This is a genomic window from Bradyrhizobium sp. SPXBL-04 (genome assembly GCF_051853035.1).
Lineage (GTDB): Bacteria > Pseudomonadota > Alphaproteobacteria > Rhizobiales > Xanthobacteraceae > Bradyrhizobium > Bradyrhizobium zhanjiangense.
In genome coordinates this window covers 3,158,135-3,171,014 of the sequence record NZ_CP182472.1, presented here as the reverse complement: position 1 = coordinate 3,171,014, position 12,880 = coordinate 3,158,135, and the positions used below count along the sequence as shown (strand labels likewise).

At 65.3% G+C, this 12,880-nt stretch carries 9 protein-coding genes and 1 pseudogene; 2 read left to right on the top strand and 8 right to left on the bottom strand.

What is annotated here, in order from left to right; genetic code table 11:
* Window positions 1-40: 40 nt before the first annotated feature.
* From ACNJX8_RS14740 to ACNJX8_RS14725, 4 genes and pseudogenes are all read right to left on the bottom strand, one after another.
* Window positions 41-1,191, bottom strand: a pseudogene (locus ACNJX8_RS14740) (DegT/DnrJ/EryC1/StrS family aminotransferase).
* A 51-nt stretch (window positions 1,192-1,242) separates the two neighbouring features.
* Window positions 1,243-2,247 (bottom strand): Gfo/Idh/MocA family protein, encoded by a 1,005-nt coding sequence (locus tag ACNJX8_RS14735; RefSeq protein WP_249756727.1) that lies wholly within the window; start codon window positions 2,245-2,247, stop codon window positions 1,243-1,245.
* Between the two features lie 183 nt (window positions 2,248-2,430).
* Window positions 2,431-3,843: a mannose-1-phosphate guanylyltransferase/mannose-6-phosphate isomerase gene (locus tag ACNJX8_RS14730; protein ID WP_439361200.1), complete on the bottom strand. Its 1,413-nt coding sequence runs from the start codon at window positions 3,841-3,843 to the stop codon at window positions 2,431-2,433.
* A gap of 7 nt (window positions 3,844-3,850) precedes the next feature.
* Window positions 3,851-4,840, bottom strand: a complete 990-nt coding sequence (locus ACNJX8_RS14725; RefSeq protein ID WP_439361199.1) for an NAD-dependent epimerase — start codon at window positions 4,838-4,840, stop codon at window positions 3,851-3,853.
* Between the two features lie 235 nt (window positions 4,841-5,075).
* Here ACNJX8_RS14725 and ACNJX8_RS14720 point away from each other — a divergent pair, with 235 nt between their 5' ends.
* The gene (locus ACNJX8_RS14720) at window positions 5,076-6,035 is read left to right on the top strand and encodes a lysylphosphatidylglycerol synthase transmembrane domain-containing protein (protein ID WP_439361198.1); all 960 of its coding nucleotides are present in this window, start codon (window positions 5,076-5,078) and stop codon (window positions 6,033-6,035) included.
* On the top strand, window positions 6,032-7,051 hold the full coding sequence (locus ACNJX8_RS14715; protein ID WP_249756731.1) for an MraY family glycosyltransferase: 1,020 nt from the start codon (window positions 6,032-6,034) through the stop codon (window positions 7,049-7,051). The genes ACNJX8_RS14720 and ACNJX8_RS14715 overlap by 4 nt, the downstream gene beginning before the upstream one ends.
* Here the strand turns inward: ACNJX8_RS14715 and ACNJX8_RS14710 are convergent.
* The 4 genes from ACNJX8_RS14710 to rfaE1 form a co-directional block, all read right to left on the bottom strand.
* Complete coding sequence (locus ACNJX8_RS14710; protein WP_439361912.1) at window positions 7,039-7,986, bottom strand: NAD-dependent epimerase/dehydratase family protein; 948 nt, start codon at window positions 7,984-7,986, stop codon at window positions 7,039-7,041. The genes ACNJX8_RS14715 and ACNJX8_RS14710 overlap by 13 nt on opposite strands.
* Window positions 7,987-8,071: 85 nt before the next feature.
* Window positions 8,072-9,982, bottom strand: coding sequence for an SDR family NAD(P)-dependent oxidoreductase (locus tag ACNJX8_RS14705; protein ID WP_439361197.1), 1,911 nt, complete (start codon window positions 9,980-9,982; stop codon window positions 8,072-8,074).
* 127 nt (window positions 9,983-10,109) lie between these two features.
* A complete protein-coding gene (locus tag ACNJX8_RS14700; protein ID WP_439361196.1) occupies window positions 10,110-11,396 on the bottom strand; it encodes an O-antigen ligase family protein in 1,287 nt (428 codons plus the stop codon).
* A complete protein-coding gene (gene rfaE1 / locus ACNJX8_RS14695) occupies window positions 11,393-12,877 on the bottom strand; it encodes a D-glycero-beta-D-manno-heptose-7-phosphate kinase (protein WP_439361195.1) in 1,485 nt (494 codons plus the stop codon). The genes ACNJX8_RS14700 and rfaE1 overlap by 4 nt, the downstream gene beginning before the upstream one ends.
* Window positions 12,878-12,880: the final 3 nt, after the last annotated feature.

Genomic DNA, 12,880 nt, shown 5'->3' with positions numbered 1-12,880 from the left:
CGCAAGCGGGAGAGGTTAACCTCAAGCCAGCACCGCGCAATCAGCTTGAAAGCGCGCCGTACACGGCGGCGATGACCCGCTCCTGGTCGGCTTCGGTCAAATAAGCGTGCATCGGCAGGCTGATGACGTCCTCCGACAGGCTCTCGCAAGCAGGCAAGCCGCCGTCTGCGACCGGATATTGCTTGTAGGCGGTCTGCTGATGCATCGACTTGCCGTAATAGATCGCGGTCGGCACGCCCTGCGCCTTCAGCGCGGCGGCAAAGCCGTCGCGGTCGGTACCTTCAGGCAAGCGGATGGTGTACTGCGCCCAGACCGATGTGTTGCCGGGCGACAGACGCGGCACGGTGACGACGTTGGACAGGCCACGCGCGTAGCGTTCCGCGACCTTGTTGCGGGCGGCGATCTCGTCGTCAAAGATCTTCAGCTTCTCGAGCAGGATTGCGGCCTGCATGGTGTCGAGCGGCCGGTCAGGCCGAGGCGAACGTTGTCGTATTTGTCGACGCCCTGCCCGTGCACGCGGATGCTGCGCAGCGTGGCCGCGAGCTCGTCGTCGTCGGTGAAGATCGCGCCGCCGTCGCCGAAGCAGCCGAGCGGTTTAGCAGGAAAGAAGCTGGTCGCGGTGGCGTGCCCGAGCGTGCCGAGCTTGCGACCTTTGTAGCTCGCGCCAAAGCCTTGCGCGGCGTCGTCGAGCACGAACAGGCCCTCGTCCCTGGCGATCTCGGCGATGGCGTCGTGATCGGCGGGCTGGCCGAAGAGGTCGACTGGAATGACCGCGACAGGCTTGAGCCCGGCCTTGCGGGCGATCGCGATGCCGCGCTTCAGCGACTCCGGGCTCATGTTGAAGGTGGTCTCGTCCACGTCGACATAGACTGGCGTCGCGCCGGTCCGCGCCACTGGCGACGCCGTGGCGATGAAGGTGAAGGACGGACACAGCACGGCATCGCCAGGCCCGACATTCTTCGCCATCATCACCATCAGGATCGCATCGGTGCCGCTGGCGCAGCCGATGACGTGCTTGGCGCCGCTGTAGGCCGCAAGCTGCTTCTCCAGCTCGAAGACCTCAGGGCCGTTGACGAACTGGCAATGGTCGAGAACCCGCTTCACGGCCGCATCGAGCGAGGCGCCGAGCCGGCGGCGCTGCGCACCGACATCGATGAAGGGAATGGGATCGGAACGCAGATGCTGGTTCATGGCACTTTGCTGATTTTCTCGCGAAGTTTGAGAAGCCGACATGGAAAGGGATCAGCCGGCGACTCGGCGCGGGCCCTTGCGGGCGGGCGCCGCCGCGGCGGGCCGCGACGGCGTCTCCAGGCACTGCGTGGCGATCTCGAGACTGGCGACGCCCTCATCGCCGGTCACCGCCGGCGTCTCGCCGTTAGCCACGGCCTTCAAGAACGCAATCAGTTCGGCGCGCAGCGGCTCGTCATGGCCGACGGGCAGATGCCGCATCGAATAGCTGCCATCAGGCTTGAAGCCGAAGCATTCGGTGACCTGGCGCGTCAACAGATCGCCCATCACGTATTTGTCGCGCGTCGCGACCGTGACGCTGCGCGCCTTGAACGGCGTCAGCCAGTTGGTGTTGATATGGGCGAGCACGCCGTTGGCGGTGCGGAACTGCAACAGCGCGATGTCCTCGCGCTCGGCAACCGCGCTCGACAATTGCGGCTGCACCTCGACGATGTCGGATTCGGTGAACCAGCGGATCAGATCGATGTCGTGCACGGCGAGGTCGATGACGACGCCGACATTGGACATGCGCGGCGGGAACGGGCCGACGCGGGTGATCGCGATCGACAGGATGTCCTCGCCCGCGATCGCCTGCTTGACCGCGGCGACCGCCGGATTGAAACGCTCGACATGACCGATCATCAGCGTAACGCCGGCCTTTCGCGCGGCGGCGACGATCTCGCGGCCCTCTTCGACCGTGGATGCGATCGGCTTCTCGACCAGGACGTGGATGTTCTTGGCGATGCAGGCGAGCGCGACCTCGTGATGCAGATGGGTGGGCGCCGCGATGGTGACGGCATCGACGCCCTCGGCGAAGAGCTGGTCGAGCGTCTCAAAACCCTGGCAGCTCGCAAGCTCGGTGGTACGGGTCCGGTGCGTCGGCGAAGGATCGACGATGCCGACCAGGCTGACGCCGGGAAGACCCGCGAGCACGCGCGCGTGGTTGCTGCCCATCACGCCCGCGCCAATGACGCCGACGCGCAGGCCGGCCTTGGCCGGTGCAGATCCTTTGGAACTCATCTGCTGGAACCCCGATTCAACCCAAATCCCGGCGCCGCTTCTAGCACGGGCGCCACATTTGTGGCGAATGACGCGCTAGCGGTCCGGACACGATTTGATTCAAAAAGTTACACGTTCCCCGGGCCTTAAGCGGGAAGCGATACCGTTCTTTCGGCCCGGGTCGCGTGATTCGGAGTTTGCTGGTTACGACCTTTGATAGTCGTCTTCAATCCGGATGATGTCGTCTTCCCCGAGATAGCTTCCAGTCTGGACCTCGATCAGCTCCAGCATGATTTTACCGGGGTTCTCCATCCGGTGAACGGCGCCCATCGGAATGTAGACCGACTCGTTCTCATGCACCGCTTTCACGGTGTCGTTGACAGTCACCTGTGCCGTGCCTCGCACCACGATCCAGTGCTCGGCACGATGGTGATGCTTCTGCAGCGATAGCCGGCCGCCCGGCTTCACCACGATGCGCTTGACCTGATGCCGCTCGCCATTGTCGACGGACTGATAGCTGCCCCAGGGCCGGTGCACTTTAAGATGCTCCTCGGTGACCTTCGGCGCCACCGCCTTGAGCTTGGTCACGAGGCGCTTCAGACCGTTGGCATCCTTCTGGCGCGAGACCAGCACCGCGTCCGCAGTCGCGACCACCACGAGATCGTCGACGCCTTCGAGCGCGACCAGCGCGGAATCGGTGGTGACGTTGCAGTTGCGGGAGTCTTCGAACACGGCGGTGCCGTGCGCGGCGTTGCCCAGCGCGTCCTTCGCCGAGAGCTCCCACACCGCGTGCCAGGAGCCGACGTCGGACCAGCCGCACGACACCGGCACGACGGCGGCGCGCGAGGTCTTTTCCATCACCGCATAGTCGATCGAGATCGCCTTCGCCGCGCCGAACGCCTGAGGCTCCAGCGTGACGAAGCCGAGATCGCGGCCGGCGTTGGTGACGGCGCTCGTGACAGCCTCGATGCTCGCCGCATCCACCCTGCGATACTCGTCGAGCAGCACGGCGGCCGGGAACATGAAGTTGCCGCTGTTCCAGAGATAGCCGGAATTGACGTAGTCCGATGCCTTCACGGCATCCGGCTTCTCGACGAAGCGCGCGACCGCGAGCACCTCGCCAGTGATCACCTCGCCCGGATTGATATAGCCGTATTCGGTCGCCGGCCGCTCCGGCTTGACGCCGAAGGTGACGATGCGCCCGGCATTCGCGGCCGCAAGGCCTTCGCGGCACGCGGCAACGAAGGCAGCATTGTCCCGCACCACGTGGTCGGCGGCGAGCGCGAGCACGATCGCTTCATTGGCGCGGTTCTGCGCGAACACCGCGCCCGCGGCGATCGCAGGTCCGGAATCGCGCCGCATCGGCTCGAGGATCACATCGGCCTCGATCCCGATCTCGGCGAGCTGCTCCAGCACCATGAAGCGATACGCCGCATTGGTGATAACCATCGGCCGATCGAACAGCGCGGGATCGGAGACGCGTAGCAGCGTGTCCTGGAAAGTCGAGCGGGTGCCGAACAGCGGCAGGAATTGCTTGGGCCGCACCTCGCGCGAAGCCGGCCACAGCCGCGTGCCGGCACCGCCGCACATGATCAGGGGGATTATGCGTTTGTCCATCGTCATCTCAAACCTTGAAATAGTCCCGATACCAGGTGACAAAGTTACGGACCCCATGCTCGATCGGCGTTGACGGCGCAAAGCCGGTGTCGCGCATCAGGTCCTCGACATCCGCGAACGTTTCCAGCACATCTCCCGGCTGCATCGGCAGCAATTCTTTGATCGCCGTCCGGCCCAGTTCCCGCTCCAGAAGACCGACGACGTGCATCAGTTCCTCCGGATGGTGATTGCCGACGTTGTAGAGCTTTGACGGCGCATTTGCGGCAGCCGGATCGTCCGCAGGCACAAGATCGATCAGCTTGGATACTACACGCGTCACGTCATCAATATAGGTGAAGTCGCGGCGCATCCTGCCATGGTTAAAAAGCCGGATCGGCCTGCCCGCCATGATGGCATCTACAAAGAGGAACATGGCCATATCAGGCCGTCCCCACGGGCCGTAAATGGTAAAGAAGCGCAGGCCCGTGACCGGCAGCCGGTAGAGATGGCTGTAGGACTGCGCCATCAATTCATTCGCCTTCTTGGTCGCGGCGTAGAAGCTCACGGGATGGTCGGTGCGATCCTGCACGGCAAATGGCATTTTTGTATTGGCGCCATAAACGGAGGATGACGAGGCGTAGACGAGGTGACGACAGCCATTGTTGCGGCAGCCTTCGAGCACGTTGAGAAAGCCCTGGAGATTGGAATCGGCGTAGGCGTGCGGCTGCTCGATCGAGTAGCGCACGCCCGCCTGGGCCGCGAGATGCACGACCTTGGCAAATTGATGTCGCGCAAATAGCGCTGCGATCGTTTCGCGGTCGGCGAGATCGGCCTCGACGAAGGAGAAGCCGGACTCGGTCTTGAGCAGTGCAAGGCGTGCTCGCTTCAGCGCGGGATCGTAATAGCTGTTGAGATTGTCGAGCCCGACGACGGACCGGCCTTCGGCCAGGAGCTGCCGGGCGACGTGAAAGCCGATGAAGCCGGCAGCGCCCGTGACCAAAATCGCCTGATCCGTCATCCTGTTCCCCAGAGATCCCTTGCCCGCAGAACCTGTTTAGCCGCCGCATCGTGGAGGCCGCAATAGGCCTGCCGCTCCTCATGAGGGCCCTTCAAGACGCCACTGCACGGCTTACACGCGGCTGACTACACACGCCTATTGCAAGATTGGCGCCAAGACCATACCAAAGCTGCCGAATTCGGCGCCTCGCGTCGGGTTGCCTCCAATCTTCGCAAACCCTGTTCAAGCGGGCGAGATGCGCCGAATCCTGCTTTCTGCGTCCAAGATCCTGATTTCCGCGGCGCTGCTCTATCTGGCGCTGCGCAAGGTGGACTTGTCCGAACTGTTCTCGCGCTTCACGGTGACCAGCCTGTTCTGGATCGGCGTGGCGATCGCGGTCACGTTCCTGCAAATCTTCGTCGGCGTGCTGCGCTGGCGCGAGATCAGCGCCGAATGCGGCGCGCCGCTCGAGCTCAGCCGGGCCATGCGCTACAACGTGATCGGCGCCTTCTTCAACCAGACCCTACCGTCGGCGATCGGCGGCGATGCGGTCCGGCTGTGGCTGGTCGCGCGTGCCGGTGCCGGCTGGCGCGCGGCGACCTACTCGATCTTCGTCGATCGCGCGATCGGCTTGATTGCGCTCGCGGTTCTCATCGTCGCGAGCCTGCCCTGGAGCTACACCCTCATCACCGATCCGAACGGGCGCTCGGCGCTGCTGCTCCTCGACTTCGCGGCGCTGGCGGGCGGCCTCGGCTTTCTGGCCTTCGGCGCCTTGAAATGGCGCTGGCTGAAGACCTGGTGGGCCACGCATCACATCCACGCCTGTGCCGTGGTCGCCAATCGCGTGATCTTCAACCGCAGCCGCGGACCGATCGTCGCGATCCTGTCGATTCTCGTTCACGTGCTCGCCGTCGTCATCGCCTGGTGCGTGGTGCAGTCGATCGCGGCACCGATCAGCTTCGGTCAGATCTTCCTGCTCGTCCCGCCGGTGATGCTGATCACCATGATGCCGATCTCGATCGCGGGCTGGGGCGTGCGTGAAGCCACGATGGGCCTCGCGTTCGGCTTCGCCGGACTCGCCGCAAACGAGGGCGTCAACGTCTCGCTGCTGTTCGGCGCGGTGTTCTTCATCGTCGGGGCGATCGGCGGCCTGGTCTGGATCCTCAGCGCGGAGAAAGCCGCGCAAGGATCGGCGCCGATCGGGGTGCCCGAGTGAGCCCGCCCGCCGACGCCCTCGCCGCCATGCCATCGCTGCTTGCCGTCGCAATCGCCGCGCTGATGTCGGCGCTCATCACCTGGACCAGCCGTCCCCTGCTCCAGCGCTACGCACTGGCGCGGCCGAACGCGCGGTCCTCGCATCGCATCCCGACCCCGCAGGGTGCGGGCATCGCCGTGATCGCCGCGACGCTGATCGTCGCCTCGCTCTTTGCGATTGTCGCGAACGTCGCGATACCGCCGGCGCTGGTTGGTGCGACGGTCTTGATCGCGCTGGTCGGATTTGCCGACGACATCGTGTCGCTGCCGGTGCTGTTGCGGCTGGTGCTGCAGGCGGCAGCCGTCGGCGCCGTGGTATTCACTGCGCCTGAGACTGCGCGCATCGTTCCGGCGCTGCCGCTTGCACTGGAGCGCGGTCTCATCCTGCTCGCGGGAGTCTGGTTCGTGAACCTCGTCAACTTCATGGACGGGCTCGACCTGATGACGGCAGCGGAAGTGGTGCCGGTCACCGCGGCGCTGCTGCTGCTGGGATGGCTCGGCGAGCTGCCGTGGCCGGCCGCGCTGATCGCGACGGCGCTGTGCGGCGCCATGCTCGGCTTCGCGCCGTTCAACCGCCCGGTCGCAAAAGTCTTCCTGGGCGATGTCGGCAGCCTGCCGATCGGCCTTTTGCTCGGCTGGTGCCTGCTGGAGCTCGCCTTTCGCGGGCAGCCGGCCGCGGCGCTGCTGTTGCCCGCCTACTATCTCGCCGATTCCACCATCACGCTGTTTCGACGAATCGCGCGGCGCGAGCCGTTCTGGTCGGCGCACCGCTCGCATTTCTACCAGCGCGCCACCGACAACGGCTTCACGGTGCCGCAGGTGATCGGCGAGGTCTTCCTGCTCAACCTCGTGCTCGCCGGGCTTGCCATCCTCACCATCCGCGCCGCCGCGGTGGCGATCACCGTGGTCGCGCTTGTTGCCGGCGCGCTCGCGGTCGCATTCGTGCTGCGCCGCTTCTCCCGGCCTCAGGGCTCCTGATCCGACACTGCCAGGCGCAAGCCCTCCTCGAGGGTGACCTGCGGCTGCCAGCCGGTTGCGATCGCCTTCGAGATGTCGAGCTCGAGCGAGCCGATCAGGCCGTCTTGCATATCCTGACGGCCCATGACGCGGAGGGCCGCACTGAGCAGCTTTGGCGGTATGCCGAACAGCCGGGCGCTCTTGCCGGAGGCTCTCGCCAGACACGCGATGAATTCAGGCGTCGAAACCCGCTCGCGATCGGCCAGCAGGAAGATCTCGAAATTGCTCGCCGGGTCGGAATGGACGAGCCGGTGCAGGATGAACGACGACAGGTTCTGCACGGAAAGAAAGTTGCGGCGGTTGCGGATCGCCGCAAAGGGCAGCGGCAGTCCCCGCCTGACCGCGCGCGTCAGCAGCGCGAAATTGCCCTTGGCGCCCGCGCCATAGATCAGAGGCGGCCTGATCACCGAGATTTTCATGTCGCTGTCGCGCGCCAGCGTCCTCAAGCCTGCCTCGGCCTCAGCCTTGGATGTGCCATAGAGGCCGCGCGGCGTCGGGACATCGCTCTCGCTGAACGGCGCACGGCCGTCATTGCTGCGGCCGTGAACGAGAACGGTGCTGATGAAGATGAACTGGCGCACGCCGGCCATCGCTGCGGAGCGCACCAAATGCAGTGTGCCGTCGACATTGACGTCGCGGTAGAGCTGGACCGCGTGCTCCTCGTTCTTGTAATGCACGCGCGCGGCGAGATGGACGACGGCGTCGACGCCTTCGAGTGCGGCCTGCCAGTCGGTTTCCGGGCCGATCGATTTGATCACGACCTCGTCGTCGGTGCCTTCCGGGCTGCGCACCGCGCGCCGGACCGACCATCCCGCCCGCGTCAGCGCAGGCACGATATGGCGGCCAAGGAAGCCGCTCGCCCCCGTCACCAGCGCGACCGGCTTTATCTCGCTCATCATTGCCCCGCCGGAACAGCGTTGCGCAACAATCCGTCGACCAGAGCGGCACAGGCGACGACGATCTTGCCTCGAGGCTGCATGGTCAGGCCGCGGTCGACCCGAATTCGGGGACCGCATCCTTCAGGATGGTCCTGATGGTGGCGCGATCGTCGCGCGCGATCGCCTGCTCGAGCGCCGCAATCCATTTGCGCAGCGTCTGCATCGGCGGCTCGTTCGGCTGCGCGGCCATGATGCCGGGGACGCCGATCTCGCGGGTCGGCTCCTCGGAGGCAAACAGGATCTCGTGCAGGCGCTCGCCCGGCCGCATGCCCGTGAACACGATATCGATGTCGTAGCCCGGCTGAAGCCCGGAGAGCCGGATCATGCGCTCGGCGAGATCGACGATCTTCACCGGCTGGCCCATGTTGAGCACGTAGACCGAGACGTCCGAATGCTGCGCTCCGAGCGCGTGGGTCGCCGCCGTGATGACGAGATCGCAGGCCTCGCGGATGGTCATGAAATAGCGGACCATGTCGGGATGCGTCACGGTCACGGGGCCGCCAGCCTCGATCTGGGCCTTGAATTTCGGCACCACCGAGCCGTTCGAGGCCAGCACATTGCCGAACCGGACCGATATCAGCCGCATTGGCGGCTTGGCACCGCCGCTCGCTGCCGCAAGATCACGGTCGAGCGCCTGGCAGTACATCTCGGCGAAACGCTTGGTCAGGCCGAGCATCGACACCGGCTCGATCGCCTTGTCGGTCGAGATCATCACCATGGCTTCCGCGCCGGCGGCGAGCGCTGCGTCGGCTACATTCATGGAGCCGAAAATGTTGGTCTTGACGCCCTCGCTCCAGTCGCGCTCGAGAATCGGCACGTGCTTGAGCGCCGCGGCATGGAAGACCATGTCCGGCTTGAACTCCGCCATCAGGCGCATGATGCGCTCGCGGTCGCGAATGTCGGCGATCCGCCCTTCAATCTGGGCCGCCGCATGCGCGGCGAGCGCTTCGGTGACCGCGTAGAGCGCCGGCTCGGAATTTTCCACGATCAGAAGACGCGCGGCGCCGAAGGCGACGACGCGCTCGCAGATCTCGGAGCCGATCGAGCCGCCGCCGCCGGTGACGATCACCGCCTTGCCCCTGATCAGGGTTTCGAGGCGCAGATAGTCGATCTTCTCGCTCGGCCGCAGCAGGAGGTCTTCGACCGCGACAGCCGTAAGCCGCGGCGTGTCGCCACTCTCGAGCGAGGGCATGCGGTTGACGATCACACCCAACTTGCGCGCCCGCATCAGGATCGATTCCGGATGCGCGTCCGGCTCGAACGCCGACGGCGTCATCACGAGGCGGGCGATCGGCTTGTTACGCTTGGCGAAATCCGCGATGACGTCCTCGAAATCGTCGATGCCGCCCAGCACCGGCAGATTGCGGATAAACTGGCCCCGATCCGCAAGTGACGGCGACAATGCGCCAACCGGCCAGATGCGCTTGATCGCTCCGCTTTCGATGCCGCGCAGCAGCACCTCCGCATCCGCGGCGCGGCCGATCAGCAGCGTCGGCGCGGCATCATCGGACCTCGCATGACGCCGCACCCGCGTATAGCGGAAATAGCGATAAGCCATGCGCAGCGCGCTGAGGAAGGCAATCTCCAGGAACCAGTAGAGGACGATCGTCACCTTGCCGAGGAAGAAGGCGCCGCGAACGTTGGGGGCGACGAAGATGTAGTCGAGCACGAGCAGGGCAACCGTCAGCACGGTCGCCGCGCGAATGATGTTCAGCGCGTCCGGCAGCGAGATGAAGCGCCATTTCGTCGTGGTCAGGTTCAAGACGAAGAACACGACCACGCTGAAGGCAAGAAAATAGGGCAGAATCTGGAACAGCAGCGGCAAGCGTTCGAAGAAGCCTTCGCCACCCTCGAATCGCAGATAGAAGGCGGCGAAAAGCGCCGCCGTGGTCGCCAGTAAGTCGTGGAGCGCGATCAGGAAATTGCGCAAAGTGAGATGCGAAAGACGCGTCATCCGCCGACCGATGAAAACCCAGTTAGATGCAACCTGCCCGCGCTGATAACCCATCTCGGCAGGACATGCCAGAGAAGGCTTACGAGGTGAGGCTCGCCAGTCGAGGCCTGCCAGCGGCTAGGGCCCTTCAGGAACCGTCCTCTTCCGGCTTCGCCTCGCCCCATTGGGCCCGGATCACCATGCCGCCGGCAACGCCGACGCCGATGACGTACATCCAGCCCTCGTGAAAGTCGAACAGGTGGGAATTGAACAGAGAGGTGAAGACGTTCTGCACCACCACCAGGAGTCCGATCCAGTTGGCGAACCCGTCGCCGCGAAACAACAGCAGGTGCAGGATCCAGATCGCGAAGAGAACGGCGATACCGATGGCGCCCCATTGCACGGCGACGTTCAGCGTCTGGTTATGCGGATTACCGATCACTTCGGCGGACGCCTGGTACTGGCCACTGGGTGTCGCGACCCGCTCGAACAATCCGCGCGTCGAGCCCGTGCCGTGCCCCACGACCGGTGCCTCCGCGAAGAAGCCGAGCGATTTCCGCCAGAATTCGAGCCTCAGGCCCAGAGAGGTCGGCTCGCCCCTTTCCACATAGAGCGTATAGTCGTCGGTAAACCTCTCAGCGGTCTGGCGCAAATGTGGCGAGACCTGCCAGGCGAGAACGACGCCGGCGATCAGCACGGCGGCGACGATCGCAATGCTGCGCCATTTGAGATGAAGCAGCGCGAACACGCCGAACATGATCGGAATGGTGACGAGCGCCGTGCGCGATACCACCACGAAGGCCATGTTGACGAAGAAGCTCAGCGCTAGCGCCGTGAGCAGCCCGGCGAGCCAGTAACGCTTCTCACGCAGCAGCATCACGATCGGATAGGCGAGCGCGACCGCACAAAGCGTGAATTCCTGGCTCTGGTCGATGTAGTTCTTGACGAAGATGCCGCGTTCGGGCGCATCGGTCTTGAGCGCGAGGTTGGGATAGAAGGCGACTAGCCACGACATCACCGACAACAGCGCACAGGACACCAAGAAGGCAACGAGCACCCAATGCCCGCGCTGCGAGCGCTCGAAATGGTAGAGCAGGACGGGCAGCACGAGCAGCTTGACGGTCGGATTGACCGCATACAGGCGCGCGCCCCAGGTCGCATCCGACCATAGCGTCCCGAGTAGCGCGAGAACGACCAGTGCGATCGGCGCCGCGCAGATCGGACGCTTCAGCGATTGCAGGAACGCGCGGAGGTCGAGGAACGGCACCATGCAGAGCAGCATCAGGGCGTTGAAGATCCCCGCAAGCGAGGTCGACCATGGCAGCGAAGCCGCGGTCAGCACCGCGAAAATGTCAACCGTCTCGCGCCAGGCCGTCGGGCTGCGCAGGCGCCGCCCGAGCATCTGGCCCGCCGTCTCGCGGGCGAGCGCCGTCACTTGTTCCCTCCCCGCGCGCGATGCACCAGCGCCGTGGTGCTGAAGCCCTGAAGGATATCGACCAGCACGACCGTCCCGCCTGCGGCCTCGACGACCTCGTGGCCGACGACCTGCTCGCGGGAATAGTCGCCGCCCTTGACCAGCACGCCGGGCTTGATCTTGGTGATCAGGTCGATCGGCGTGTCCTCCTCGAAGATGACGACGAGATCGACGGCCTCCAGCGCAGCGAGCACCTCGGCACGCGCGCGCTCGTCCTGGACAGGGCGATCGGCGCCCTTCAGCCGCCGCACCGAGGCGTCGCTGTTGAGACCCACGATCAGGCGGTCACAGGCGGCGCGCGCCGCGGTCAGCACCTTGACGTGGCCAGGATGGAGGATGTCGAAGCAGCCATTGGTGAAGCCGACGCGCTGGCCTTGTCTCTTCCATTCGGCGAGTTGCGCGTCCAGCACGCCTGGCTCGAGCACGATCTTCTCCTCGGCGGCGAGATAGGCGTGCGGCAGGATCTTTCGCCGCAGCTCGGCCGCGCTCACGGTGGCGGTGCCCTGCTTGCCGACGGCGACGGCGGCGGCGGCATTGGCCATGCGCAGCGCCGCGTCCCAGTCCGCGCCCGTTGCGAGCGACACCGCAAGCGCGGCGGCGACGGTGTCGCCGGCGCCGGAGACGTCGCGCACCTTCACCGGGAAAGCCGGAACATGGACGGCCTCGCCGCTGCGCGGCACCAGCGTCATGCCGTGCTCGCCCAGCGTGACGAGGATCGCCTCGCAATCGGCGAGCCGCATCACGTCCTCGCTGGCATCGACGATGCTCTGCGTGGTGTCGGCGCGGCTCCGCGTCGCTTCCGAAAATTCCTTGCGGTTGGGCGTGAGCAGCGTCGCGCCGCGATAGATCGCCCAGTTCAGGCTCTTGGGATCGACGATGACGGGCTTGCCGAGCGTTCGCGCGGCGTCGATGGTGTGGCGGATCACGCGTGCGGTCAGCACGCCCTTGGCGTAGTCGGACAGCAGCACGATGTCGGCGCGCGCGATCTGCGGCAGGATCGCCTCGATCAGCTTCGTCTCGGTGGCATCGGAGGCAGGCCCCGCCTGCTCCCAATCCGCACGCAGCATGTGCGTGGAAAAATGCTCGGAGACGAAGCGGACTTTTCGCGTGGTCGGGCGCGAGGAGTCGCTCACCAGAACGCTGTCGATGCCGGCGTACTCCGCCAGCGCGGAGGCGAGCCGCCTGCCCGCATCGTCCTCGCCGACGAGGCCGACGAAGATGCAGCGCGCGCCGAGGGAGGCGATATTGCGCGCGACGTTGCCGGCGCCGCCGATATGGATCTCGCTGCGCTGTGCCGAGATCACCGGCGCGGGCGCTTCCGGCGAGATCCGCGACACCTCGCCATAGACGAACTCGTCCAGCATGATGTCGCCGATGCACAGCACCGTGCGGCCGCTGATGGCTTGTGCGAGGGCATCGAAATCGGGAATGGGTGTCGGCATGAT